We start from the raw sequence: 26,019 nt of genomic DNA, 5'->3' as shown, positions 1-26,019 counted from the left end.
AAATGAGTAGAGTAAATAACAAGGGTACACCAAGTTATTTATTCTACTTTTTTATTCTTTGTGTTAAGATATAAAGAGAGTAATAATTGGAATTAATGGCCAAACTATTAATAAGATATTTTGGTGGGAGGAATAAACAATGGAATTAAAAAAAACGTTATTAGATTTTATGAGAGAAGAAGCTTATAGACCAATGGATATTCAAGAATTAGTAAGGGTATTTGAAATAAATGGAGAGGAATATAGTGCATTTAAAAAGGCATTAAGATCCATGGAAAAGGAAGGAACTATCATTAGAACTCAAAAGGATAAGTTCGCCCTTCCTGAAAAATTAGGATTAGTACCTGGAAAATTACAAGCTCATGCAAGAGGTTTTGGATTTCTTATTCCTGACAATGAAGAGGAAAAAGATGTGTTTTTACCAAGCTCATTTATTAATGGAGCTATGAATGGAGATAAGATATTAGTTCGAGTAACTAGAGAAGATAAGGATGGTAAAAAAAGAGAGGGTGAAGTTGTTCAAATAATTGAAAGAAGCAACACAAAAATTATTGGAGTATATGAGGATAGCAAAAACTTTGGATTTGTAATAGCTGAAGATGCTAGAATAAACCAAGATATTTTTATAGCTAGAAAAGATAGCAAGGGAGCACAACATGGAGACGTAGTAGTTGTTCAAATAACTAAATGGCCAGACAAAAGAAGAAGTCCTGAGGGAGAAGTAGTTGAGGTTCTTGGGAAAAAGGGAGATAAAGGCTTAGATATTTTAACTATTATTAAGAAGTTTGGTCTTCCAGAAGAATTTCCAACTAAGGTATTAAACTTTGCAGATAATATTCCTGATGAAATTGAAGCTAAGGAATATAAAAGAAGAACAGATCTTAGAGATGTAAAGATGGTGACCATAGATGGAGAGGATGCAAAGGATTTAGATGACGCCGTATCTATAGAAAAATTAGATAATGGTAGATATAAGCTAGGAGTACATATAGCAGACGTTTCTCACTATGTTAGAGAAAAAAATCCTTTAGATAAGGAAGCGCTACTTCGTGGTACTTCAGTTTACTTAATTGACAGAGTAATTCCTATGCTTCCACAGAAATTATCAAATGGAATATGTTCTTTAAATCCTAATGTGGATAGACTTGCTTTAAGTTGTTTTATGACTATCGATGATACTGGTAAGGTTCTTGAACATGAAATAATGGAATCAGTAATTAGAACAGATGAGAGAATGACATATACTGATGTTACAAAAATTCTTAAATATAACGATGAGGACTTAATCAAAAGATACAGCAATTTAGTAGGTGACTTCAAAGTTATGGAAGAACTTTGGGATATTTTAAATAAGAAGAGATTAAAAAGAGGAGCAATTGACTTCGATTTTGAAGAATCTAAAATTATTTTAAATGAATTAGGAAAGCCTATTGATATTAAACCTTATGACAGAGAAATTGCTAACAAAATCATAGAAGAATTTATGCTTGTTTGCAATGAAACAGTAGCAGAGAACATGTACTGGGCTAATCTACCTTTTGTTTATAGAGTACATGAAAACCCAGATGAAGAAAAATTGAAAAAGTTTAAGGAATTTGTATATAATCTTGGTTATGCAATTAAGTGGACTGGGGAGATAAAGCCTAGAAATCTTCAAGATATACTAGAGAAGGTTAAGGGAAAGAAAGAAGAAACAGTAATTAGCACTCTTTTATTAAGAAGTATGATGAAAGCTAAATATTCACCTGAATCCACAGGTCACTTTGGACTTGCAGCGCAATATTACTGTCACTTTACTTCACCTATTAGAAGATACCCAGATTTGCAAATTCATAGAATTATTAAGGAACATTTAAATGGTAAAATTGATGAAGATAGAAAGAACATGCTTAAAGATTTAGTTGATATTTCAGCAAAGCAGTCTTCAGAAACAGAGAGAACAGCTCAAGAAGCTGAAAGGGAAGTTGATGATTTAAAGAAGGCTGAATATATGCTAGATAGAATTAATGAAGAATTTGAAGGAGTTATTTCGTCTGTTACATCATTTGGTATCTTTATTGAGCTTCCAAATACAATTGAAGGATTAGTTCACATTACTGCTTTAGATGATGATTACTATGTTTATGATGAGAAGCATATTTGCTTAATTGGAGAGAGAACCAAGAAGGTTTATAGGTTAGGGGAAGGTGTTAAGGTTAAATGTAGTAAGGTTGATATTCCTAATCGTGAAATATTCTTTGAAATAATTGAAGATGAATATAGCAGGCAGGAAATTAAGGCAACTAAGGAACTAATTAAAAAATTACCAGAAGTTAAAGAATCTCTAAAAGAAGTTGAAGAAGTTAAGGATTTAGAGTTATAATTAAGTATAAAAATAAACCTAAGTAGGTGATAATATGGTAAGACAAAAAAGTAGTAATACCTTAGCACAAAATAAAAAAGCTAGACATGAATATTTTATTGAAGAGACAATAGAAGCAGGAATTGCTTTAGTTGGAACTGAAGTTAAGTCTGTTAGAAATGGCAAATGTAATTTAAAAGAAAGCTATGGAGACATATATAATGGTGAAGTGTTCATAAAGGGTATGCATATTTCACCCTATGAACAAGGTAATATTTCTAATGTAGAATCTTTAAGACAGAGGAAGTTATTGCTGCATAAGGAACAAATTATTAGATTAAATGGACTTGTGCAAAGAGATGGATTTACTTTAGTCCCTCTAGCAATGTATATTAAAAATGGTAAAGTTAAGGTAGCCCTTGGTATTTGTAAGGGTAAGAGTAACTATGATAAAAGAGATGTATTGCTTGAAAAGGCACATAAGAGAGACGTTGATAGGGCAATGAAAGAAAGAAATAGAGAGTAAGTATATAGTTTTAAAAATCGCTGATATTAATCAGCGATTTTTTATTATCTATGATTTATTCATTAAAGAAATTTTTAGAAAATTAAAAAAAGGAGTACAATTGTAATCCTTTTTTTGTGAGGTATATCATCTAAGGGGAATAAAATTAAAATGAGTGCTAGTAGTAATGTTATTAGTAGAATTAGTCCTTAGTGGATATTCTTTAGAAATAACAACAAATGCTGTAGTGAAAAGATAAAGAAGTATAAGAATTAGAAATACTATTCGAAGAGAAACTCTTTTTTCTATAAGTAAACTTCTAAAATCTTGCAACCAAAGTGTCATGAAAAAGCCTCCTTTATATAAAAATGATAACTAAGGATAGTATTTGCATTTTTTTTGAATTTTATTTATAAAATTACTGAGAATATTTATAAATTCAATATAAAAAATGGATAAGTCCTTAATTTTAGCCAGTTGACATTGAAATTTTAGTATTATATAATAAGAGTCTAAGAGAATACAACTTAATATAAGTTTTGATTATTCTTCTTACAACATGGGGGCGATTTGGCTTCGACGGGGGTGAGATGGGTTTGATAAGCGGGCCGAGGAACGCATGGACACCTCGTAAAAAAGCTATGCCTTATGTAAACGCAGAAGATAATTTAGCAATAGCAGCTTAATTTAAGCTACTCATCCGCCCAGGTACCTATGACTTGGATAACGGGTGTCATTAAGTAGGAAACGAAGTCTAGCAAAGCTTTGAGCTAGAGGGGTATTTATGAAGCTAGCGAATTAGTCTCCCGTCTGTAGGGGTACTAAGAAGCGAAATTTAATATACAGACTACGCTCGTAGAAGGTCAAATTGATCTGCTTTCGGACAGGGGTTCGATTCAATAGAGTTGCCTTATATAGTGATATATAAGTGATAATTTGGCTTTATCGGTGAAACCGTAGCAAGTGATGTTGCCGGCAATACCGAGAGGTATGTAGGGAAACCTAACAGCCTCGTATCGACTTATAGGTTCCTAAAGCTTTTTGCTATGGAATACTAGGATAGAAGACATAAAAACTATACTGAGCTTCTATAATACGCCAAGGGACAAAAAATAATTTGTTCAAGATATAGTCAGGGCCATTAGAAATAATGGACGCCGCTGACCCCTCGCCTCCACCATAAGAAAACAACAAGTTTGATACAATGGAAAACCCTTGAATTCAGGGGTTTTCGTTGTTTTTTGAAGATTTTAGAGTAGGGATTTTAAGATTTAGAGATTAAATTTATAGAATTTTATATTGGACATGCACACCACTATGGATTTTTAATTTAGGTGTGTGCATTTTTAGAGTGGGTGTGCACTTTTTAGCGGAACAACATAAGGTAGATTAATGTATAACGGGGATAAGCTACAAGGTGAAAATAATTTTAGAAACTTGGTTATTGTCTAGTATACATAAATTATTTTTGTGATCTTCTAGAATACCCTCATAATTGCTCTCTTGATAAGAGATTACATTGCTGCTTGTATCTAAAATGGCGACTATATCATTTTTAAATTTTCGCTTTTTTAATATTGTAGTGTTAGTTTGGCCTCCTATTTGTGCTACACAAATTGCATCTTCAAGTATTGAAATATCTTTCGCACAAGTAAAAGGCATATTAATATTCCAGGTGTTAAGTTGATAATTAATGCAACCAAATAATTGTAATCTCTTACACTCCTTTTCATTTTCAAAGTCTTGTAAAAAAGATAAATTTTTGGATTGTGATTTGTTATTAATTAGCTTATCCAGAACGAAAATAGAGTTATATTTAAAACATAATCCAGAAGTTAAGAGTTGATTCAAAATATCCGTAAATATAATATTATTAGAGATTGTCAATTTTTTAAAAGCATATAAGAAATCAATTTCTTCAAAGGAGAGTACTTTAACAATTGCATTATTAGAAATAGAATTTGCAAAAAGTACTTCTTTAACGTCATTTGATGTAGAACACGTTATGTGTGGTGAGGAAATCTTATTAGTTATTAGCTTTGCATCCATTAATCGTCGTAAAGATAATAAGTGAAGAGGTGCATAGTTACCACTGTTAGGAGTGCGATTAGCATATTTTAAAATTTTATCAGTCTTATAATCTGGAGATAAATCAAAAATAAATTTATCGAATAAGGTAAATTGGTTCCAAGATGAAAGTGTTGTATGCCATCCTTTATATTTAAGATTACTACAACATGGATTATTCATGAAGCAGTATTTATTTTTTACTTTAGTTATATTAGGCCAATTATTATTATCACCTAAATCTAATACATTATTTCCAGATTTTACATATGTGCTATTTATATCATTAAAATTATAACTTGTTGGTGCTGATATTTCTGCATTTCGGCTAATCATTGCTATTTTTCTTCTGCAACGAGCTAAATTATAGTTTCCTATTTGTGGGATAGCATATTCTTCTGCACATACAAAGAAATTTTTAGAGGTTGAAATCCAGCGTGTTTTATTTTTTGAACCAGAAGAAACTTGTACAGTTGCATTGTCAAGGGCTTGCTTAAAGCCTGTAATTGGTGAATTCAATCTGCTTTGTATGCCATTGTTCATATTTAAATTAACTATATCATCATAACTTAACGCTCTAAATAATAATTTATCATTCATTTAAACATTCCTCCTCTTAATAAATATACCTATATTATATAATATTTTTAATTTGCTGCAAATCATTTTTATTAGCCTTAATAAATTATAATCAGTAAAAATTATAAAAGAACTACTTTAGTAGATTTGATATGTTCTCACATACATGGCACGTTGAGTGCGTTGTGAGGATAGAGAGGAAATAGGGTTGTGGCAAAGGGTTAGAAGATTTTAGGCAAAATTTATGTGTGTTTTATGTTCCCTCAGACTGGTGTTTGGGGGAACTTTTGGGTTAGGGGGGGACTAACTTTTACGCAAAACTAAGGATATTTGCGTTTAGGTATAGGTTTTGTGTAATTGTTTATGTTGGTAGAGCAATTATGGGGTAGCGGAAAGGCTATTTGTTTTTAGAAAATATTCAATTATTTTCTGAAAGGGTAATGAAAATAATGACAAACTTTATTAAAGTGATGTATAATTTTAGTAAAGGCTAAATTGCTGGCGTGACGTATGCATACATACGCAGATTGAATCGTGGGAATAAAATAACAAATATTGCATATGATAATGGAAGGAGATCCAAAAATGAAAATAAAATTATTTGATTTTGAAGAAAAAGATGATAATGAGGGTGAGCAAATAATGATAAGTAATGTTGACAAAGATATTAATATGAAATATGAGCAGGGAGAAGCTAGAATAATTACTGAGCAAGGAGCTTATAAGTTGGCTATTTTGCCTCAGATTTTTAAGCAGGACAACTATATGTTAAGACCTGATTTTCAGAGACGAATTACTTGGGATGATAAAAAAAGATCTAAATTAATTGAGTCATTTATTATGAATATTCCGATACCACCAGTATTCATTTATGAAAAAGATTATGATAATTATGAAGTTATGGATGGCTTGCAACGTATATCTACTATCATCGATTTTTATGAAGATAGATTTAAGCTAGTCGGCTTAGAAGAATGGAAAGAATTAAATGGTAGAACCTATAGTCACTTACCTCAAAAAGTAAAAGAAGGAATTGATAGAAGACAATTATCATCTATTACTTTATTGAAGGAATCTGCAAAAAATAATATTAAAGCACAAATTATCAAAAAGATGGTGTTTGAACGGTTAAATACAGGCGGTGTACAGTTAAAAGAGCAAGAAATACGTAATGCATTATATAATGGTCCATTCAATGCTTTATGCATTGAGCTATCTGAAAATATAACTTTTAGAAAGCTTTGGGGAATAATAGAATATAAAGAGGTTGAAGAAGAAGATATTGTTGTTGAAGAAGAAGCAGTTGAATTTATTAAAAATAAATTATATATGAGAATGTATGATGTTGAGTTAGTTTTAAGATACTTTGCAATGAGAAATATTAATAACTATTCGGGTAAATTAAGTCTATATTTAGATGAATGCCTAAAAAGAAGTAATAATTATTCAACTTTACAATTACAAGAATTGAAAAGTTGTTTCCAGGACAGTATCAATAAAGCAGATGTTCTATTTGGTGAAAAAGCATTTTGTATTTATACGAAAAGTAGAGGCAAAAATCAGTGGAGCTCCCCTCTAAATATGATATATGATGCAATGATGATAGCATTGTCTTCAGAAGATATTAAAATTAAAGGGAAATATGATATTGCACAAAATGTTGAAAAGTTAAGAAAGGCATATGAAAATAGTGGCGATATGTTTGATGGCAAGAAACAAGCAAAAACTGAAATTTTAAAACGTGCAACATTTTTATACGATTTTATAAAAGATTTATTGTAAAGAGGGAAAACGGATGAGACAATACATAGCACAACTAGAAAAAATAGAAAGTAAATTAGAACAAATTTGCTTGTTTATTGATAGCATTGAAATACAAAAAAAGGTTATATTAGAAATTAGAAAAAATAATGAAGATTTAAGTAATATGGAAATGACAAATACGATTAAAATAAAGAGCTATATGGAAGCACTTGTGAATTCTGAAATACAGTATAATGCTATTATTATCAGTATTTATGGTTGCTTCGAAAACTTTTTAGATGAGATGTCAAAACTATATATGGAATCTATTTTTGAATATACTGAATACTATAGTGAATTATCTATAAATTCAAGAAATAAGTATATTCAGAAAGTAGGAGAATTCTTAACTAATCCACAACGTTTTTTAAGAATGGATATCGATACAAAGGGTGTTGTAGAAAATGCATATAATTGTTTGTGTGGTAATGAAGTAAATATTTTTACTCCATTAATAACTGCTCATGGTGGTAATCTGAAATATGGACAAGTATGCTTATTACTAAAAGATATTGGGATAGAGGATGTAAATAATAAGATATTGCATAATGAATATATAAAAAGATGGTATATGGATAGAGATGGCTATGCATATGATATGGTTCAACAATATATTAATGACTTGGGAGAAAATGCATTTAAAATTCTGGATGAGTTGGTAGACGAAAGAAATAAGGTTGCACATGGAAATGTGGAGCAAAGAAAGGCACTGAATTTAATAAAAGAGGAGACTATTCCATTTTTAAAATATTTCTCAAGGGAACTTTGTGATATTGTTATTGGAGAATTATATTTATTAATGTACGGTAAAAATATTCTAAAACCTTTTGAAAATGCGATAGATGTTATAAATAATTATATTTTGTGTATTAATAGTGGAAAATCATTTCTGAGGAAGGGCGATTATATTTTTGCATATTTTAATAATATTGGAATTCCCTTAAAAATAGAGAGTATAGAAATAGATAGGATTTCAATAGAAAATATTAATTCTGAAAATATAAATGTTGGGATAAAGGTAGACAAACGTATAAAAAAAGAATATGAGTTTTTTTATTTTGATATAAATGAATAATAAATGATTGGTAATGTCGTACCAGTAGAATTGGCAAGACAAATCGCTTATAAAATAAAAGAAACATTGGAATCACATATTAAATAAAATACCCTCGTGTCATAAATATGATGTGAGGGTATTTTTCTATATTTTTATAGGATATTTACCGGTTTTTAAGTAAATGACATATTGATTGGGTGATAGTTATAGGGGGTCAGATAAGTACTCAAAAGGATAAATTTTTGCATTAAGGTATAGGCTTAAAAATTGAAGGATAACCTAGCATTTTCTAGGAATAAAAATATTATACTCACTATCCAATTCAGTAAGAATATGGTTGTGGTTAAATCTATTAGGTTCTATTTGGACAAATTCTCCAAGCCTAAATAATTCATTTGTAGTTGTTATCTTTGTTCTAATTGGTAGTTTGTGGAACGGTTGAAATTTAGAGTAAACATTTTTACCACGATTACTTCTTTCGGTTAACGGATTAATAGGGCGATAGGCAACTTTAAAATCACCGACCATTTCTTCTATTACATCCGCTGTTATTGGTTGAAGATTTATAAGTACATCATTTAATGAAGTAGGATGATGGGAAGAAGAATACAGGCAGTTTGCTACATGAGAACCATTTCCAAATCCTCTGCACACACTTAGAATATCATCATAAGTATAGATATCTAAAAAGTCTTGCCCAGTCTTACCTGTGCGTCTTCCGTAACATATACTTACACCTACAAAAAGATTTGCTTGAGGTTGGTTCATCCACCAATTAGCCCATGAAGTTGCAGCTTTAGTTTGGCTAAGAAATGAAGTTTCACTAAATTCTTGTAAAAATCTAATATGCCCATACCAATTTCCAAAATAATCTGCATTTGAAAGTTTTGCTGATATTTTTATTGGTTTAGAATTTTCTAATTCAATATAAACATCAGTCTTATTATTTTTATCTTTACTTCCTATACCAGAGGTATTAATTATTCTTGCACTAGGTCTTATACCTAAATCAAGCATCCATTGAGGTAAAACATTTGGCAGTCTATCACCAATAGTTACTGCTCTAACAATAGCAAATTCTAATGCATCAGATAATCGTGACATATAATTTAACCCCCTAAAATTATTCGTTTATTGTATAATTATAACATTAATTTTATATTTGCACTATAATTTGTTATCTAGGAATTAGATGTATTAAAAAAGTTCTAGTGATGATTTTGTTACAACATAAATTATAGTTATAGAAAAGATAATATGATACAATATAAAAGATTAGGGGTTTTTAAAAATTTTTTATATTGTATCATATTATTGAAAACAAAAAAGTAGTTTTATATATTAATAAGATTAGTGTTTAAGATTATTCAATTGTTATAAGTTTGAAAATAGTAAAAATAGTGAGGTAGGATCTAATGAGTAATTTTATTGAAGCAGAACAATTAGTAATTGAATGTATGCAAATAGGTACTAAATTTATTAAAAATGACAAAAGATACATAATAATAAAAGTAGGTAAACCTAGACCTAGCAAAGGGAGAGGTGAGCCTAAAACAGACATATATGTTTTAGCACAAGATGAATATGGTACTTATGAGGAAATTAAAATATCCTATAAAAAACCTAACGCTGATTTTTTAGAAAATAAAACAACTTTACTTAGAGTTGAACAAATTTTAGGAGATGAGTATCAAAAAATCATTCTAGAAGAGATAGGATTATTGAGAGATAGCTTTGAAAGTAGAATTATAATATGTAAAGAAAAACACTCAAGAACAGATAAAGGTGCGATTACTTTAGGTTGGAGATATGAACTAACTAATAAATCAGGCGGTGAATTATCAGGAAAGGCTAATTATACTAGAGAGCAAGTACTAGAAGTGTATAAAGGAATAAAATTAGAGACTGTAAAAAGAGATGCAAAAGTTAATGGAGAAATTATTAAAAACTCAGGAGTCGCTGATTATATTTTAATAAGTGATAATATCAATTGTGCACAAGATGCTATAGACCAAATGCAACTAATTGAGGATTATGTTACTTTGCATCCAGAAATATACTTTGTTTGTAAAGCGGTGAACTATCTAACATTAAAAAATAAGGGTAAGAAATGGGAAGGGAATAGAGATCTATCAGTTGCGGTAGAATGGAGTAATCGTGACAAAAAATTAATGGGAGAGCTTAATTTTAACAAACCTTTGAGTAAAACTGCAAATGAATCAGCAGAAAAACTTATAAAAAGTATGAAAGAAATAGGTATAGAAACTACAGAGGATATTGATAGTAATAATGTTACCAATATAGAGAAGGTATATGGTTTAGACTTGATAATTCCTGAACAAAGAGTTAACATGACACAAACTCCTAAAGAAGGGATTGTTGATATGAAAACTAATGAACGAGGCAGAGGAAAGTTTAAACCTGCACCAAATTATAATGCCGAGCAAGTAAAGCAACTCTTGCTTGCCAAAATAGAAGAAGAGAAGAATTCGTTTTCAGATTCAGAGACAGATATTGATTTTACACACCTTAATTATGATGATAATAAATTTAATTTATTATCTTTATTCTCTGGATGTGGAGGATTAGATTTAGGATTTGAATTAGCTGGGTTAGAAGCTGTTTTAGGAAGCGAGTTAACGGAACGAGCATTTGAAAACAAGTCTATATTTAATAATCATTTGAAGGATAATATTTTTAATACAGTATATGCTAATGATATTTTTGAGGAAGCAATACAATCCTATAAAGAAAATCTTTCTAACATAACGTATGTAGATAAAAAAGATATTAGAAAGATTAAGATGTTCCCTAAAGCAAATATAGTATTAGGAGGCTTTCCATGCCCTGGTTTCTCAGAGGCAGGGCCTAGATTAATTGATGATAAAAGAAACTTTTTATATTTACATTTTATCAGATGTCTTATACAAACCCAGCCATCAGTATTTGTTGCTGAAAATGTAAAAGGTATGATGACGCTTGGAAATGGAGAAGTATTCAAACAAATAGTTCAAGACTTTGCAGCCGCAGGGTATACAATTTATCATAAGTTACTAAATTCTGCTGAATATGGTGTTCCTCAAATTAGAGAAAGGGTACTACTAATAGGGGTTAGAAATGATATTGATTTTGAGTATGTTTTCCCAGAGCCTACACACGGGTATGGAATAGATAAACTAGAAGAGGTTGTAACATTAAGAGATGCAATTGGTGACTTAGAGCAAAATCCTGGTGATTATTTTACCGGTTCATATTCATCAATATTTATGTCTAGGAACCGTAAAAAATCTTGGAATCAACCTAGTTTTACAATACAAGCGTCCGGAAGACAAGCACCTATTCATCCAGAAGGAAACCCAATGGAGAAAGTAGGAAAAGATCAGCATATATTTACAGAGGGGGAAGAAAATAATCGTAGACTATCTATAAAAGAAATAGCTAGAATACAAACATTCCCGAATTGGTATTATTTTAGCCAAGGAATAAATGAAAAGAAATCTGAGAACGCGAGACTAGATTTAGTATATAAACAAATCGGAAATGCTGTGCCTGTTAGATTAGCTTTAGCTATAGCTAGACCTATAGCTAAATGGATTGAATCTCAACAAGATATAAATGATATAAAATAATAGTGTCAGTCACCTAGAAATTATAATAGGTGACTGGTCATCAGTTTTTCTTAAAAAGAATATCTAGTATTTCATGAAATAAATATAGGAGAAAAATATAATGAAATTTAATAGAACTTTAACTGCGACGGTATATATAGTTAATAAAGATAAGGTTTTGCTTCACAATCATAAAAAATACAACACTATTTTTCCTGTTGGAGGTCATATAGAGGCTGATGAGTTACCACATGAAGCTGCTTTGCGTGAAGCATATGAGGAGTCAGGTTTAAAAGTTAATCTTTATAATGATGAAAAGCAATTGGACTTAGGCAGAGTGCAACAACTACCTAGACCTATTAATCTCTTGTTAGAAAATATAGGTCACGAGCAAGAAAATATTGATTTCATTTATTTCGCTACTACAGATACTTTAAACTTACGTCCTGGTAGGGGTGAAAGTAGTGAGTTTTATTGGTTAACTAAGGAAGAGATAATTTCAAACGAAGATATTAAACCACATATAAGAGAGATGGCGTTGAGAGCATTAGAATACTTAAGCTAAAAGTTCAATAAGGTTTATAAATCAAAAGACATGTCATACTTCATATCGGAAGTGTTGGCATGTCTTTTAGAGTTTTATGAAAATTATATGATACATCATTCTTCCTACAGATTATTTGCTATTAAGTTGAAAAATTTAAGTGCTTATAAGCTTATGATCCATTTTTAAATTAGCCAATAAAAATCAGCATTTAAAGTGTAGTTTAAAAATATTTAATCGAGACTATAAAATGATTAATTTTTAAAAGCTTTGTCTATAATTTAAATATTAAGGAGGTGTATAGACATGCCTAATAATTTTATAATTAATTTTACTAATTTAGATGATATAGAAATATATGAACTTTTGTTGCAAAATAGAATTCCAAATTTTCCATCTGGGTTTTGGGCTAATAGAAGTTCAGAAGAAGCAAAAGACGTAGCAATTAAATTATTGAAATATCTAATTGATAAAAGACTAAAATTCAACAAAAAAGATGTAAAAACAGAAGTTTCGAAAAAGTTCTTAACCAAGTATAAGCTCCATACTGCTTCAAAGTTATTTGGACGTTCTGCTATTCGTTATATATCATGTGCTTATCCAGAGGGCGGATATCTACCCTGGCAATTTAAGCATGATAAAGTACCTCAAAGCTACTGGACGCATGAAATAAATAGAATTAGTGCCCTGAAATATGTATTTGAAATAGAACTTCGATGGAGCATCGATGATACTAAAGAAAGATTGTGTTGGGGTATGCTTGAAGAAAATGGTCTAGGTTCGTTACATAGTTATTACCCTAATTTATTTGAAATAATTAAGGCAGTATATCAAATTAATATATATCCTTGGGAGATAATAAATAGTGAAGTTCCTAATGGAACATGGGAAAGTAAGAGGAATAGAATTAATGCTGTGAAATGGCTGATTAGAAGGGTCAAATTAAGAAATGAACAAATTGACAGAAAAACATTTGCTAAATATGGATTAAGTATGTTGTTAGGTAAGTATTATTGTGATAATGCAACAAGGGCTATAAGAGAAGCACTTGATTGTGAGTAGCCCATTAATCTTGGTAAATCAACAAATGTAAATTGAGTGATCTGGAAAAAAGAGACAGGGGAACTTGCTGAGGAATGTGGGAGTAAAGTAACGAATTAAGCAATAAAAATAAAACCCCAGAAAAATAAGGGGCTTTATTTTTTTTTTGAAATATATAAGTTTATAACCGCAAAATTAAACCTAAAGGCATATATATTATGTGGAGGTGATAAGATGAATAAAATATTAAAAAAAACCATAAAGGCTACGAAGAAGTTACGGAGAAAGGGATTAATATATATTGGTGATAATATCAATCTTAAAGCAGAGGTTAACTCTCAGTTTATAGCTACAATTGTTGAAGGGTTAAATATTTTTATGGAGGAAGCAAAATATGAAGTACTTAAAAATAATAAAGAAAGACTTCTACATGAATTAGTTATTTCGGGATTTAGAAGGGATGACTTAATTTATAATTTCAGTTTTGATTTTAAGATGAGTATTATTAAAGAATTTATTGACATTGAGGATCCAGAGCTAGTGGATGGAATGTATTATTTTATTACTAATTACGGAAACCTTAGAGAATTATATAGAAAAGCTTTGATTCAAATTAAAGAAGAGAAGTTTAAAAATCTAATTTTCAATTAAAGTAAAAACATATCTAAAGAGTTTGACTAGGGAGCTTTCTTAACAAAAACAGATATATTTTTAGTGTATTAACATAATTCTATATTCAAAATGTCAAAATTAATGAAATAAATAGAAAACCAAATAAATTATGACAAAAACCCCTTGACAACATATTTGCGCCAAAGTATAATAATGACAGATAGAAATAGAAAATTTGGCACTAATAGTAGAAAACAATCCAATACAACAATGGATTGACAAAATGGAGGGGTTAAAGTGGGAGAAATAAAAGTTTCGGTTAAACGAGAAAAAGAAAATAGTTACCAGTTTGATATTAGAATGGGGGGCATCCGTACACGCCCCACAATTGAATGCACTGAAGAAAGTGCTCTACTAATTCAAAAACAACTTAGTTTTGTGAATGAGAATCCAGAACTTTTTAATGTGGATGAACCACTAATACTAAGTGAGTTTATTTCAAGAATATACGGATTATATGGTGAAAATGCAAGCATTTCACAAGGAAACGAGCTTATTAATGCTACAATTTCTGAAACAACAAAGATTTTAAGGGTATTGATAAAAAAGACATCTATTGTACGTAAAAGTCCTGTTGGAGAACTTATGATAAAAGCAAAGTGCACTTTTTCAACATTTATTAGACTATTATTTTTAGGCCAGTTTGGAACTGGTAAATCTACAATTGTTAAAAAATTAAGTAACATTCCAGATGACGTAGATTTTCCAGTAGTTGATACTGCAAGAACTACAATACATGATACTCATTATATATTTAAGGACAAGGACTTATATAAAGAGTTTACATTTTCTGTTGATTTTAAGCCCAATTTTGAAATATTTAGATTAGTTTCTGAATGTTATACTCGTGCAGTAGATAAAATTTTTATAGGGATTCAAGAAAATAAATCAAAAAATGAAATTCGAGATAAATCAATGATGGACTTTGTATCAGACCCAGATAAAATTTTTAAAATTGAGTATGTTTTAGGGAAATACTATGAAATAGATAATAGTAAAAGAAATTTAGAAGATAAATTGCTGCAAATAAAATTTTGGGATAAAACTTTTGAAGATATTTATACTATGATAATTAATTTTGTTATAGACAATGTTCAAGGATTTAGTGATAAAAGTGAGAATAATATTGCAATTGAGAAAAATATTAGAGATTTGTTTTTAAAAGATGAGAATTTAAAGGGTGAATTGGGTAACTTAGTTTGGGGTGTTGTGGAAATACTTGAAGAAAAAATTAAGATAATATGTAGTGAACTTGAACAAAATGGCATGGGTAATATGGTTAAAGATGGTAATTATATTGTAGGATTTAAAAATGATAATTATATAATTGAACGCATGGAGGAATATGTAACACCTTTTTCATCAACTAGCATTAAAAACTTTACTAATATTATAACTCCATTGGTTCAATCAATTGCAATCGAAATTCCTTATAACGAAAAATTGAGTAAGGCAAATAAAAGTAAAGTGATATGCATAACTGATACTGTTGGATTCGAACATCGGAAAACTGATGATACTGGTAGTTTGGAAGGTAGCACGAATTATATTTATAATAATTATGATATTATTGGAATTGTAGATTCAGCAAAACAGTCAATGAATGGAACTACAGAAAATATTTTAAGAGAAATATATAATAATGCTGATAAAAGTAAAGTTATGTTAATGTATACTTTCTATGATGATTTCACTAAGAAGGACTTTGAAGATGATATCGATAAAAATAATTTTTTAATAGATATTCAAAATACTACATTTAGAAAAATTGATGCTACAGAAAGTGTGCATAATTTTATTTCTTCAATTCAAAAGAATACTTTGTTTCTAAAGGGTTTGATGTTAAATGATAATAGGTGTATTGATAAACTTTTAACATCTATACAAGACCATTTTATAAATTTATACGATTATAAAACTTTTATTCTTAAAGATACTAAAAAACCTATTATGGCGTTTAATTACAAAAGACTTGCACTGGTATTTAGTAAAGCTCAAGACGATTTTATTAAACAACAAACTAACTTATATTTACAGAATTACACTCATTATAAGACAACCGAGGCATTAACAAATAGATTAAGTAATGGACAAACATATTTTTCGGGTGTTACTAAAACATTAAAGCCAGTAGATGATTTTTGTTCTATTTTAATGAGCAAAATCGAACTATTTATTAAAAATCCTGATAATATTAATTTTTATATCAAGACTACAATTCCGAACCATAGTGAAAGAGTAATTGATTGGTTGAAAGAGGAAATAAGCGGTAATCTAAAAATTATAGTAAAAAGAATATTTGTAGAGACTAGAACTAAAACATGGTACAACTTGTACATGGATGGAGATTCAGGTGTTGATTATAGACGAAGAACTGGTATCCTTAAAGAATTAAATAATATCTTACCAGAATTAGATATTGAATATACAACCTTCGCTGATAGGTGGATTGATGAGATTGAATCTATATTTGAGAAAGTACTAAATGATATGAAAAATTATTGATGCTAAGCTTACTTAAGATGATATAAAGTACAATAAATATATAAAAACAATTACTAAGGGGAGGATAAAATGGGGCAACAAGTTAAATGTCCACTTTGTGGGAAGAGGTTATTTGATGTAGAGGATGATGCGACAGGGGTAATATCAATAAAGTGCATTCAGTGTAAACATGTTGCCCAGGTGAGATTGGAGAATCAAATTACAAATAACCTAAGAAAAACTAGAGTCATATGTTCATAGCTAAAAGGACTCTAAAAAATTACCTAAGAGCCGAACAATTGTCTTTAACAAAGCTTTTGTCGGGTTCTTATTTTTCACTCTGTTATCTAAATTATAATCCCTGAGTATATATATTTCAGGCTAAATAATTGATAAAAAACTTATTTTGATGCTATGTAAAAATTTAATAAAAAATAAGACCATTTATACTGAGCTATAAGGAGTAAAATTAACTACCTAAAATGCCTGATAATTGTTAAAAAACAGTTATCAGGCATTTTTATTTTTATGATTATTTAATAAAATTTATAAACATACCGAGCAACGGAGTCGAAACTGAACTACCTAATAGCCGGATGATCGCTAATTAAGTTAGCGGTTATTCGGCTATTTTTTTTGCCTTTTTTTATATGTAAATATTTTACTTTTGATACGCATGCATTGAAAGTTGATGTACGTGTTTTTAAACATTCAAGTATTAACAGTTATTAAAAAAAATAAAGGAGAGATGTAATTATGAATATTAAGTATGAATTCGTAACAGGAGAGATAGTAGAAATTGAGGTTTCAAATAATATTGCTGAGCTAAATATAGAGATTGAAAAAATAACCTACAACAGTAACCAAAAAGAAAGACGAAGACACTATTCTTTAGACGATATGCAAGGGCATGGTTTGCAATTCGAAGATACAGAAGTAGACATTGTTACCATAGTTGAAAAAAGAGAAAGAGATGCTTTATTACGTAATGAGTTGGACAAGTTGTTGCCACAACAAAATCAATTAATAAAAAAGGTATTCTTTCAAGGTATGACAATCATTGAGATTGCTCGTACCGAAGGTGTTAGTGAAGCGGCTATTAGAAATCGTTTAAATAAGATTTATAAAAAACTTAGAAAAACTTTAGTTTAGGGGGTTCGGAATTGCAATTTTCATGACTTATATATGTAAGGCCGAATTAGAAGCCTTCAAATAAGTAATGAGGAGGTAAATATTATGCAGACAATTAAAATCACAATTACAAGTCCTACACCAGCAAATATTGTACTAAAAGAATGTAAACCTAAAGAGCAAGATGTTGCCGGTAAGATAACAGAGCTGTTGAAAAATTTTAAATCAAAGCAGGAGGTTATAGACCATGAATAAAGAGAAGAAGGTAATTCTGCAAAGAGAAGTTTTAGGTAAAGACTTTAGATGTTATGGAGATATTGATTCACCGCTTTTTCTTGCAAAGGATGTAGCGGAGTGGATTAAATATGATCCAAGCAAAGTTAATGAGATGGTAGCAATGGTTGATGCTGATGAAAAGCTGACCGAAACAATTTCGTGGTCAGGTCAGGGACGGAAAATGTGGTTCTTAACTGAAGAGGGCTTATATGAAGTTATGATGCAGAGCCGCAAGCCATTTGCAAAAGAATTTAAAAAACAGGTAAAGCAAATTCTAAAAGATATAAGAAAACATAAAGTTTATGCAACGCCTCAAAAATTAGAAGAAATGCTAAATGATCCAGATTCAATGATTAGAACTTTACAGGCATTGAAAACGGAATGCGATAAGGTTGCGGCACTAAAAGAGAAAGTAGCTAAGGATAGACCAAAAGTAATCTTTGCTGATGCTGTATCGGTTTCAACTACATCTATTCTTGTTGGAGACTGTGCGAAAATCATAAAGCAAAATGGCGTTGATATAGTTGGTACGAGGTTTTTTAGATGGCTTAGGGAATATGGCTACTTAATTAAACAGAAGGGAACTGATTATAATATGCCAACTCAAAAGTCAATGGAACTTGATTTGTTTGAAATTAAAGAAACGGTCATTACCCATTCTGATGGTCACATTACTATAAGCAAAACCCCAAAGGTTACTGGTAAAGGCCAAGTATATTTCATTAATAAATTAGTCGCAGCTTAATTAAAAGGAGGAAACAAACCATGAGTAAAAATAAATTAGCACTTGAAATAGTAAATAATTTACGGCAGCTTGCAAAAAGTATTGAAACCTTTTTGGAAGAGATACAGCCTGATGAGAATACTTTAACGGCTACTCCACAAAAATCAGAACCAATAACACTTGAAACGGTACGAGGAGTTTTAGCTTCAAGATCACAGGGTGGCAAGCAACCAGAGGTCAAAGCATTAATAACTAAATATGGAGCAAAAAAACTTACTGATATAGATCCAGCTCGTTATGAAGATCTATTAAAAGAAGCTGAGGTGATGTAATGGGAACGCATGCTTTACTTTCCGCAAGTTCTGCCCATAGGTGGATGCATTGCAATAAAAGTGCAAGACTCGAAGAGAGTTTTGAGAATACTACTAGTATTTTTGCTGAAGAAGGCACGTTTATGCATGAACTAGGGGAATTAAAGCTTAGTAGATATATTGGTGCTGTAAAAGAAAGTATTTATAAGAAAAAGCTAAAGGAGTTACAATCCAATGAATTCTTTAATTTAGAAATTGAGGAAGCGGTAGAAGTTTATGTAGCTTTTGCAATTGAATTAATTGAAGCGACCAAGCAGAGGTGCAAAGATCCAATCTTTTTGCTTGAACAAAGACTGGACTTCTCTAAATATGTTAAAAGTGGGTTTGGCACAGGTGACCTTGTAATTGTAGCAGATGGAACTCTTGAAATAGTTGATTTAAAAGGTGGAAAAGGAGTAGCAGTTTCTGCAGAATGCAACCCTCAAATGCAGCTTTATGCTCTTGGCGCTTTGATTCTATTTGATTGTTTATATGATATTCAAACTGTACGCATGACTATTTGTCAGCCACGTTTGGATAACATCTCAACATATGAGTTATCAGCCGAAGAACTCTTAACTTGGGCAGAAGATGTACTAAAACCAGCAGCTCAGCTTGCATGGGATGGAGAGGGTGAATTTGACCCTAGCGAATACACCTGTAAGTTTTGCAGAGCAAAAGCGACCTGTAGAGCCAGGGCTGAGAAGAACTTGAAAATGGCAAGATTTGAATTTAGACAGGCAGCCTTATTAACTAAAGATGAAGTAGCAGAGGTATTATCGCAGGCAGATGATATTGCAAAGTGGTGTAAGGATATTTGGGCATGGGCAGAAGCAAGGGCAATTGATGGTGAGGATTTTGAAGGGTTCAAGATAGTTTCAGGTAGAAGCAATAGGGCCTACGGTGATGAAAAATCTGTAATAGAAAAACTCACCGAAGCTGGATATTCTGACGATGAGATTTACGCAAGAAATCTGAAAGGAATAACAGCACTTGAAAAAGTGTTAGGTAAAAAGGTTTTTTCAGAAGTACTAGCTGGACTAATTACTAAACCACCAGGTAAGTACACGATGGTTTCAGAATCCGATAAAAGACAAGCAGTCACAGTAATTAATACGGCAGCAGCCGATTTTAAGGAGGATATTTAATATGGAAAAAAAGACAAACGGTAAGGTTATCACAGGTAAGGTTCGGTTGAGTTATGCAAACATATGGGAACCTAAATCAATTAATGGTGGTGATGAAAAGTACAGTGTTTCTCTTATTATCCCAAAATCTGATAGTAAAACAGTAGCTGAAATCAAGTCCACTATTGAACTGGCAAAGCAAGAAGGTAAAGCAAAGTTTGGTGGCAAGGTACCTGCTAACTTAAAGCTTCCACTTCGCGATGGAGATGTTGAAAGGCCAGATGATGAGGCCTATAAAAACAGCTATTTTGTTAATGCCAATAGTAAGGACAGGCCTCAAGTTGTAGATAAAAACGTAAAGCCTATTCTAGATCAAAATGAAGTTTATAGCGGTTGCTATGGTAGAGCGAGCATTACATTTTATGCTTTCAATCAAAACGGTAATAAAGGGATTGCTTGTGGACTTCAAAATATTCAAAAGTTATCAGATGGAGAACCCCTAAGTGTTCGTAGCAGAGCAGAGGATGATTTTACAACTTCTGAAGAAGAAGATTTCTTAAACTAAGCAAGGTGGGTGGGAGTAATATACACTCCCACCTTTTCAACTAAACAAATGGGGTGAAGCAGTGAAGATCTTGGCAATAGATATTGAAACTTTCAGTAGTGTTGACTTAATAAAATGTGGTGTTTATGCATATGCATCTGCTCCTGACTTTGAAATATTACTGTTTGCATATGCTTTTGATGATGAAGATGTAGAAATTATTGATATAGCAAGTGGTGAGATTTTACCAGCAGAGATTATTTCAGCAATACAAGATGACAGAATTGTAAAAACAGCTTTTAATTCCAACTTTGAAAGAACTTGTATTTCTACTTATCTAAAAAAGCAACTGTCACCAGATGTATGGAGATGCGCAGCAGTCCAGTCTGCTATGCTTGCACTTCCAATGTCACTAAATGGAGTAGGGCAAGTATTAGGACTTCAGCAGCAGAAAATGAAGGAAGGTAAAGATTTAATAAGATACTTCTCAAATCCTTGTAAACCTACAAAAAGCAATGGAGAACGGACTAGAAATCTTCCACACCATGCACCGGAGAAATGGCAGTTATTCAAAGAATACTGTAAACGTGATGTTGAGGTTGAAAGGAATATAAGAGTAAAAATTTCAAAGTATCCAATAAGTGAAAATGAACAGGAGATATATAGTTTAGATCAGCAAATTAATGACCGAGGTGTTCTTGTTGATATGGAGCTTGTTAAAAATGCAATAGAATGTGACTGCATTCAGAAAGCTGATACTTTTTCAAAAGCACAACTTTTAACGGGACTTGAAAATCCTAATAGCGTGGCACAGATAAAGAAATGGCTTCTGGAAAATGGAATCCAGGCTCCTAGTCTTTCTAAAAAAGCAGTAACAGATTTAGCTAAGGAAAGCGATGGAGAGGTTGAGATGCTGTTGAATTTAAGGTTACAACTTGCAAAAACCTCAATCAAGAAGTATGAAGCAATAGAACGTTCAGTGTGCCCAGATGGAAGAGTCCGAGGTCTTTTACAGTTTTATGGTGCTAATCGCACAGGGAGGTGGGCCGGCAGGCTAGTGCAAGTGCAAAACCTTCCACAGAACCATCTCAAAGACTTAACTCTAGCAAGGAACTTAGTTAAACAAGGTTGCTTTAATGAGCTTGAACTTTTATTTGATAATGTACCAAATGTTCTATCGGAACTAATCCGAACCGCCTTTATCCCAAAACCTAACCATAGATTTATTGTTGCGGATTTTTCAGCTATAGAAGCAAGAGTTATTGCGTCGATAGCCGGTGAAAAATGGCGCATGGATGTGTTTGCAACCCATGGGAAAATCTATGAAGCATCTGCAAGTCAGATGTTTAAAGTGCCAATTGAGGAAATAACCAAAGGATCACCTTTAAGGCAGAAAGGTAAGATCTCAGAACTCGCCCTTGGCTATGGAGGGTCAGTTGGAGCACTAACTGCTATGGGTGCTCTTGAAATGGGAGTAGCAGAAGAGGAACTTCAAGGACTTGTTACTGCTTGGAGGCAGGCTAACCCAAACATTACAAAACTATGGTGGAATATTGATAAAGCAGCACTTAAGGCTGTAAAGGGAAGAACTGCTGTAGCGGTTGGTAAAATAAAAATCCATTATGAAAGTGGCATTCTATTTATCACTTTACCATCGGGACGAAAACTCTCATATATTAAACCAAGAATTCAGCTTAACAAATTTGGTAGAGAGGGTATTACCTATGAGGGTATTGGTGCTACAAGGAAATGGGAGAGGATAGAAACTTATGGACCAAAGCTCGTAGAAAATATTGTACAGGCTATAGCTAGGGATCTATTAGCTGAAGCTATGCTACATGTAGCTAATAGAGGCTATGACATAGTTATGCATGTGCATGATGAAATAATTGTAGAAGCACCTAAGAATTTTGGCTCATTAAAAGAAGTCTGTGATATTATGGCTGTTGCTCCTATTTGGGCGGATGGATTGCCACTTCGTGCAGATGGGTTTGAATGTGATTATTATAAGAAAGATTAAGAGGGGGGTATAAACTATGGTGAGTAATGAGCGGTTATTTATAGATGGGGATATAGATACTTTATATGAAAGAAATAAAAAGCTTATGTTTCATATAGCTAATAAATTCTCAAATCTTAAATTAGAATATGATGATTTTATAGGATGCGGAGATTTAGCATTTGTTAAAGCTACTAAGAAATTTGACCCTAATAAGAGTAAGTGGGCTACTTTTTTTAGCACAATCATGGTTAATGAAATCTTGATGGTAAACCGTAATCTAAATAAGCAATCAGAGATAATTTCTATAGAAACAGTCATATGTAGCTATAGTGAGCAAAATGTATTAACACTTCAAGATATAATTCCTGAATTAAAAGATACTATGGACGATGCAATAAATTTAATGACTATAAAAGAAATTTTAGAGTTATCTAAAAAACTATCACCTAAAAAATGTGAAATATTTGGGCTATACCTGCTAGAAATGAAACAAAAGGATATTGGAACAAAACTTAATTTAAGCCAATCTTATGTTGCAAGGTTGATTAAAAGAATATGTATAGAATTAAAAGATGCTTATGAAAAGGGAGCTTAATTATAAATCATTGTTTGGAGATATATACCTAAGGAGAGTGATTAAAAGTGATAATATCTGTAGCAAATAGTAGAACTTCAAAGTATTGGAAAGCTATAAATATTTCTTGGGATGAATTTTCAGAGAAACTTAAATCAACAATAAGAACTGCTGAAAGTATAGAAGAATACAAAAAACTATCAAAACCTAAACAAGACGAAATTAAAGATGTAGGGGGATTTGTTGCAGGTCAACTTAAAGATGGTAAGCGTAAAACAGGATTTGTTGAAAGTCGCTCAATGCTTACGTTAGATATGGATTATGCGTCAGTCGATGTATGGGAACAAATCACTCTCTTTTATGACTTCACCTGCTGCATCTATTCCACTCATAAACACACAAATGAAAAGCCAAGACTTAGATTAATTATCCCTTTATCAAGGAATGTTACTGCAGATGAATATACAGCTGTAGCTAGAAAAGTTGCAGAGGACATAGGAATTGAACAGTTTGATGATACAACCTATGAACCAACAAGGTTAATGTATTGGCCAAGCACCTCAAGTGATGGAGAAATTATTTTTGAAAAGCAAGATGGTATATTTTTAGATCCTGAAAAAGTGCTTTCAAGGTATAAAGATTGGCAGGATACTAGCAAATGGCCTGTATCCTCAAGGCAGACAAGCCTTGTAAAACATAGCATTTCAAAGCAAGCTAATCCACTCGAAAAGCCTGGAGTGATAGGTGCATTTTGTAGAGCCTACTCCATTCAGGATGCAATGGATGGATTTTTATCAGACGTATATAAACCAAGTTTACTTGAAGGCAGATACGACTATATCCCAGCCGACTCAACAGCAGGTGTCCTCCTATATGATGACAAGTTTGCTTTTTCGCATCATGCTACAGATCCAGCTTGTAGTAAATTATGTAACGCTTTTGATCTAGTGAGGATTCATGAGTTTGGAGAACTAGATGGTAAAGCGGAGGAGGATGCCACCCCATCTAAATTACCTTCATATAAAGCTATGCAAGAGTTATGCATGGCTGATGATAATGTTAAAAAACAATTGGCACAGGAACGTATGCAGCAAGCAAGTATGGAGTTTGAATCAGTAGGCGATGATGAGGAGTGGCAGAACAGGCTTGAGGTTGGAAAAAATGGTGAGGTTCTTAACATTCTAAAGAATTTAATTACCATTCTTCAAAGTGACCTAAAGCTAAAATCTATTGGGTTCAATCAGCTTAGTGATGGTATGGAGATAAAAGGTGAAGTTCCATGGCAGCACCCCAGTAAGTTTTGGCGTGATGCAGATGATGCACAGCTTATTAGCTATATTGATTTAACCTATGGAACATTTTCAGCAAGAAATTATGAGATTGCTGTAACAAAAGTAACTGATGATCGTTCCTACCATCCAATTAGGGAGTTTTTAGATAAGCTTCCTGAGTGGGATGAAGTTCAAAGAGTGGACACCCTACTTATTGATTACCTTGGAGCAACAGATAATGAATATATTAGAGCAGTAACAAGAAAACTTTTGTGTGCAGCTATAGCAAGAGTGCTAATACCAGGGTGTAAATTTGATACCATGCTTGTTCTTAATGGGCCACAAGGAATTGGAAAGAGTACTCTTATATCAAAGTTGTGCGGAGAATGGTTTTCTGACAGTTTGCATTTATCCGATACTAAAGATAAAACTGCAGCAGAAAAATTGCAAGGATACTGGATTTTAGAAATTGGTGAACTTGCAGGTCTTAGAAAAGCTGAAGTTGAAACATTACGTAGTTTTTTATCCAGGCAAAATGATATATACAGAGCTAGTTTTGGAAGGAGAGCGACACCTCATCCAAGGCAATGCATATTTATAGGAACAACAAATGCTGAAAATGGGTATTTGCGTGATACTACTGGGAATCGTAGGTTTTGGCCAGTGAAAACTCCTGGTGACGGAGGAAAGGCTTCGTGGACAATTAAAAATGAAGATGTTCAGCAAATATGGGCAGAGGTTTTGGTTTACTACAAAGCAAAAGAAACATTATTCTTAGATGACAGATTATCAATGCTCGCAGTAAAAGAACAACGTGAAGCCATGGAAACTGATGATCGTGAAGGTGTGGTACGTGAATATCTAGAAAAATTACTACCAGAGAAATGGAGTTCTATGAGTCTTTATGAAAGAAGAAACTTTTTAAATGGTGGTGACTTTGGATCTACAGCTATTGGTACTATTAGGCGTGAGCGTCTTTGTAATATGGAAATATGGTGTGAGTGTTTTGAAAAAGAAAGAGCCAATCTAAAGCGACAAGATGCAAATGAAGTTGCTACCATTATGGCTAGAATTGATGGGTGGAAAAAATCTGATTCTAAAATTAAGTTTCCACTTTATGGAGTAGTAGTAGGTTATGCCAGGGTTGCCGAAAAAGATAGGGGATAAGAAACTTACGGAAACTAAGCAACCACTTTTAGTAGTTGCCAATTGCCTTTATATTAGAGTTCAGCAACTAATTAGGCAACTAACAGAAGTGTTATGTGACAAGGGTTTATCTCACTCTATTGCTATGGTTGCTTATATAATATATTAGATTT

At 31.8% G+C, this 26,019-nt stretch carries 23 protein-coding genes and 1 other RNA gene; 21 read left to right on the top strand and 3 right to left on the bottom strand.

Features of this window, described 5'->3' with window-relative positions:
- Positions 1–139: 139 nt before the first annotated feature.
- Together rnr and smpB are read left to right on the top strand one after the other, a co-directional pair.
- The gene (gene rnr, locus CLVI_RS00465) at positions 140–2,362 is read left to right on the top strand and encodes a ribonuclease R (protein WP_106058147.1); all 2,223 of its coding nucleotides are present in this window, start codon (positions 140–142) and stop codon (positions 2,360–2,362) included.
- A 34-nt stretch (positions 2,363–2,396) separates the two neighbouring features.
- Complete coding sequence (smpB, locus tag CLVI_RS00460; RefSeq protein ID WP_106058146.1) at positions 2,397–2,867, top strand: SsrA-binding protein SmpB; 471 nt, start codon at positions 2,397–2,399, stop codon at positions 2,865–2,867.
- Between the two features lie 126 nt (positions 2,868–2,993).
- Here the strand turns inward: smpB and CLVI_RS00455 are convergent, their stop codons facing one another.
- Positions 2,994–3,191, bottom strand: a complete 198-nt coding sequence (locus CLVI_RS00455) for a hypothetical protein (protein WP_106058145.1) — start codon at positions 3,189–3,191, stop codon at positions 2,994–2,996.
- A gap of 224 nt (positions 3,192–3,415) precedes the next feature.
- Here CLVI_RS00455 and ssrA point away from each other — a divergent pair.
- Positions 3,416–3,745, top strand: a transfer-messenger RNA (tmRNA) gene (gene ssrA / locus CLVI_RS00450).
- Between the two features lie 511 nt (positions 3,746–4,256).
- Here ssrA and CLVI_RS00445 read toward each other — a convergent pair.
- On the bottom strand, positions 4,257–5,513 hold the full coding sequence (locus CLVI_RS00445) for a hypothetical protein (protein WP_106058144.1): 1,257 nt from the start codon (positions 5,511–5,513) through the stop codon (positions 4,257–4,259).
- 564 nt (positions 5,514–6,077) lie between these two features.
- Here CLVI_RS00445 and CLVI_RS00440 point away from each other — a divergent pair.
- On the top strand, positions 6,078–7,274 hold the full coding sequence (locus tag CLVI_RS00440) for a DUF262 domain-containing protein (RefSeq protein ID WP_170065558.1): 1,197 nt from the start codon (positions 6,078–6,080) through the stop codon (positions 7,272–7,274).
- A gap of 13 nt (positions 7,275–7,287) precedes the next feature.
- A complete protein-coding gene (locus CLVI_RS00435; RefSeq protein WP_106058142.1) occupies positions 7,288–8,370 on the top strand; it encodes a HEPN domain-containing protein in 1,083 nt (360 codons plus the stop codon).
- A gap of 261 nt (positions 8,371–8,631) precedes the next feature.
- Here CLVI_RS00435 and CLVI_RS00430 read toward each other — a convergent pair whose 3' ends face one another.
- Positions 8,632–9,456, bottom strand: coding sequence for a hypothetical protein (locus tag CLVI_RS00430; RefSeq protein ID WP_106058141.1), 825 nt, complete (start codon positions 9,454–9,456; stop codon positions 8,632–8,634).
- A 311-nt stretch (positions 9,457–9,767) separates the two neighbouring features.
- Here CLVI_RS00430 and CLVI_RS17755 point away from each other — a divergent pair, with 311 nt between their 5' ends.
- The 16 genes from CLVI_RS17755 (at position 9,768) to CLVI_RS00355 (ending at position 26,015) form a co-directional block, all read left to right on the top strand.
- Positions 9,768–11,981, top strand: coding sequence for a DNA cytosine methyltransferase (locus CLVI_RS17755; protein ID WP_242980500.1), 2,214 nt, complete (start codon positions 9,768–9,770; stop codon positions 11,979–11,981).
- Positions 11,982–12,081: 100 nt separating this feature from the next.
- A complete protein-coding gene (locus tag CLVI_RS00415) occupies positions 12,082–12,525 on the top strand; it encodes an NUDIX hydrolase (protein WP_106058140.1) in 444 nt (147 codons plus the stop codon).
- A 285-nt stretch (positions 12,526–12,810) separates the two neighbouring features.
- Positions 12,811–13,566 (top strand): DUF4046 domain-containing protein, encoded by a 756-nt coding sequence (locus CLVI_RS00410; protein WP_106058139.1) that lies wholly within the window; start codon positions 12,811–12,813, stop codon positions 13,564–13,566.
- A gap of 213 nt (positions 13,567–13,779) precedes the next feature.
- Positions 13,780–14,196 carry a hypothetical protein gene (locus CLVI_RS00405; protein WP_106058138.1) on the top strand — a complete coding sequence of 139 codons (417 nt, stop codon included), beginning with the start codon at positions 13,780–13,782 and terminating at the stop codon, positions 14,194–14,196.
- Positions 14,197–14,454: 258 nt separating this feature from the next.
- Positions 14,455–16,722 (top strand): hypothetical protein, encoded by a 2,268-nt coding sequence (locus tag CLVI_RS00400; protein ID WP_106058137.1) that lies wholly within the window; start codon positions 14,455–14,457, stop codon positions 16,720–16,722.
- A 69-nt stretch (positions 16,723–16,791) separates the two neighbouring features.
- A complete protein-coding gene (locus CLVI_RS17340; protein WP_170065557.1) occupies positions 16,792–16,962 on the top strand; it encodes a hypothetical protein in 171 nt (56 codons plus the stop codon).
- Positions 16,963–17,457: 495 nt separating this feature from the next.
- Positions 17,458–17,853 (top strand): RNA polymerase sigma factor, encoded by a 396-nt coding sequence (locus CLVI_RS00395; protein ID WP_106058136.1) that lies wholly within the window; start codon positions 17,458–17,460, stop codon positions 17,851–17,853.
- Positions 17,854–17,937: 84 nt separating this feature from the next.
- Positions 17,938–18,087 (top strand): hypothetical protein, encoded by a 150-nt coding sequence (locus CLVI_RS17335; protein ID WP_170065556.1) that lies wholly within the window; start codon positions 17,938–17,940, stop codon positions 18,085–18,087.
- Positions 18,080–18,853, top strand: coding sequence for a phage antirepressor (locus tag CLVI_RS00390; RefSeq protein WP_106058135.1), 774 nt, complete (start codon positions 18,080–18,082; stop codon positions 18,851–18,853). The genes CLVI_RS17335 and CLVI_RS00390 overlap by 8 nt, the downstream gene beginning before the upstream one ends.
- 20 nt (positions 18,854–18,873) lie before the next feature.
- Positions 18,874–19,164 carry an rRNA biogenesis protein rrp5 gene (locus CLVI_RS00385; RefSeq protein ID WP_106058134.1) on the top strand — a complete coding sequence of 97 codons (291 nt, stop codon included), beginning with the start codon at positions 18,874–18,876 and terminating at the stop codon, positions 19,162–19,164.
- Positions 19,164–20,330, top strand: coding sequence for a DUF2800 domain-containing protein (locus CLVI_RS00380; protein ID WP_106058133.1), 1,167 nt, complete (start codon positions 19,164–19,166; stop codon positions 20,328–20,330). The genes CLVI_RS00385 and CLVI_RS00380 overlap by 1 nt, the downstream gene beginning before the upstream one ends.
- 1 nt (position 20,331) lies before the next feature.
- Positions 20,332–20,874, top strand: coding sequence for a DUF2815 family protein (locus tag CLVI_RS00375; protein WP_106058132.1), 543 nt, complete (start codon positions 20,332–20,334; stop codon positions 20,872–20,874).
- A 61-nt stretch (positions 20,875–20,935) separates the two neighbouring features.
- Positions 20,936–22,873 (top strand): DNA polymerase, encoded by a 1,938-nt coding sequence (locus tag CLVI_RS00370; protein WP_106058131.1) that lies wholly within the window; start codon positions 20,936–20,938, stop codon positions 22,871–22,873.
- 16 nt (positions 22,874–22,889) lie between these two features.
- Positions 22,890–23,450: a sigma-70 family RNA polymerase sigma factor gene (locus CLVI_RS00365; protein WP_106058130.1), complete on the top strand. Its 561-nt coding sequence runs from the start codon at positions 22,890–22,892 to the stop codon at positions 23,448–23,450.
- A 47-nt stretch (positions 23,451–23,497) separates the two neighbouring features.
- Positions 23,498–25,867 carry a virulence-associated E family protein gene (locus CLVI_RS00360; protein ID WP_106058129.1) on the top strand — a complete coding sequence of 790 codons (2,370 nt, stop codon included), beginning with the start codon at positions 23,498–23,500 and terminating at the stop codon, positions 25,865–25,867.
- The gene (locus CLVI_RS00355; RefSeq protein WP_207655298.1) at positions 25,845–26,015 is read left to right on the top strand and encodes a hypothetical protein; all 171 of its coding nucleotides are present in this window, start codon (positions 25,845–25,847) and stop codon (positions 26,013–26,015) included. The genes CLVI_RS00360 and CLVI_RS00355 overlap by 23 nt, the downstream gene beginning before the upstream one ends.
- Positions 26,016–26,019 lie beyond the last annotated feature (4 nt).

The sequence above is a fragment of the Clostridium vincentii genome, assembly GCF_002995745.1.
Lineage (GTDB): Bacteria > Bacillota > Clostridia > Clostridiales > Clostridiaceae > Clostridium > Clostridium vincentii.
This window is presented reverse-complemented; position numbering and strand designations above follow the sequence as displayed.

What these genes read in the sequence shown, in the direction of transcription:
- rnr (WP_106058147.1), top strand. Translation starts at nt 140, where the DNA reads ATGGAATTAAAAAAAACGTTATTAGATTTTATGAGAGAAGAAGCTTAT.
- smpB (WP_106058146.1), top strand. Translation starts at nt 2,397, where the DNA reads ATGGTAAGACAAAAAAGTAGTAATACCTTAGCACAAAATAAAAAAGCT.
- CLVI_RS00455 (WP_106058145.1), bottom strand. Translation starts at nt 3,191, where the DNA reads ATGACACTTTGGTTGCAAGATTTTAGAAGTTTACTTATAGAAAAAAGA.
- CLVI_RS00445 (WP_106058144.1), bottom strand. Translation starts at nt 5,513, where the DNA reads ATGAATGATAAATTATTATTTAGAGCGTTAAGTTATGATGATATAGTT.
- CLVI_RS00440 (WP_170065558.1), top strand. Translation starts at nt 6,078, where the DNA reads ATGAAAATAAAATTATTTGATTTTGAAGAAAAAGATGATAATGAGGGT.
- CLVI_RS00435 (WP_106058142.1), top strand. Translation starts at nt 7,288, where the DNA reads ATGAGACAATACATAGCACAACTAGAAAAAATAGAAAGTAAATTAGAA.
- CLVI_RS00430 (WP_106058141.1), bottom strand. Translation starts at nt 9,456, where the DNA reads ATGTCACGATTATCTGATGCATTAGAATTTGCTATTGTTAGAGCAGTA.
- CLVI_RS17755 (WP_242980500.1), top strand. Translation starts at nt 9,768, where the DNA reads ATGAGTAATTTTATTGAAGCAGAACAATTAGTAATTGAATGTATGCAA.
- CLVI_RS00415 (WP_106058140.1), top strand. Translation starts at nt 12,082, where the DNA reads ATGAAATTTAATAGAACTTTAACTGCGACGGTATATATAGTTAATAAA.
- CLVI_RS00410 (WP_106058139.1), top strand. Translation starts at nt 12,811, where the DNA reads ATGCCTAATAATTTTATAATTAATTTTACTAATTTAGATGATATAGAA.
- CLVI_RS00405 (WP_106058138.1), top strand. Translation starts at nt 13,780, where the DNA reads ATGAATAAAATATTAAAAAAAACCATAAAGGCTACGAAGAAGTTACGG.
- CLVI_RS17340 (WP_170065557.1), top strand. Translation starts at nt 16,792, where the DNA reads ATGGGGCAACAAGTTAAATGTCCACTTTGTGGGAAGAGGTTATTTGAT.
- CLVI_RS00395 (WP_106058136.1), top strand. Translation starts at nt 17,458, where the DNA reads ATGAATATTAAGTATGAATTCGTAACAGGAGAGATAGTAGAAATTGAG.
- CLVI_RS17335 (WP_170065556.1), top strand. Translation starts at nt 17,938, where the DNA reads ATGCAGACAATTAAAATCACAATTACAAGTCCTACACCAGCAAATATT.
- CLVI_RS00390 (WP_106058135.1), top strand. Translation starts at nt 18,080, where the DNA reads ATGAATAAAGAGAAGAAGGTAATTCTGCAAAGAGAAGTTTTAGGTAAA.
- CLVI_RS00385 (WP_106058134.1), top strand. Translation starts at nt 18,874, where the DNA reads ATGAGTAAAAATAAATTAGCACTTGAAATAGTAAATAATTTACGGCAG.
- CLVI_RS00380 (WP_106058133.1), top strand. Translation starts at nt 19,164, where the DNA reads ATGGGAACGCATGCTTTACTTTCCGCAAGTTCTGCCCATAGGTGGATG.
- CLVI_RS00375 (WP_106058132.1), top strand. Translation starts at nt 20,332, where the DNA reads ATGGAAAAAAAGACAAACGGTAAGGTTATCACAGGTAAGGTTCGGTTG.
- CLVI_RS00365 (WP_106058130.1), top strand. Translation starts at nt 22,890, where the DNA reads ATGGTGAGTAATGAGCGGTTATTTATAGATGGGGATATAGATACTTTA.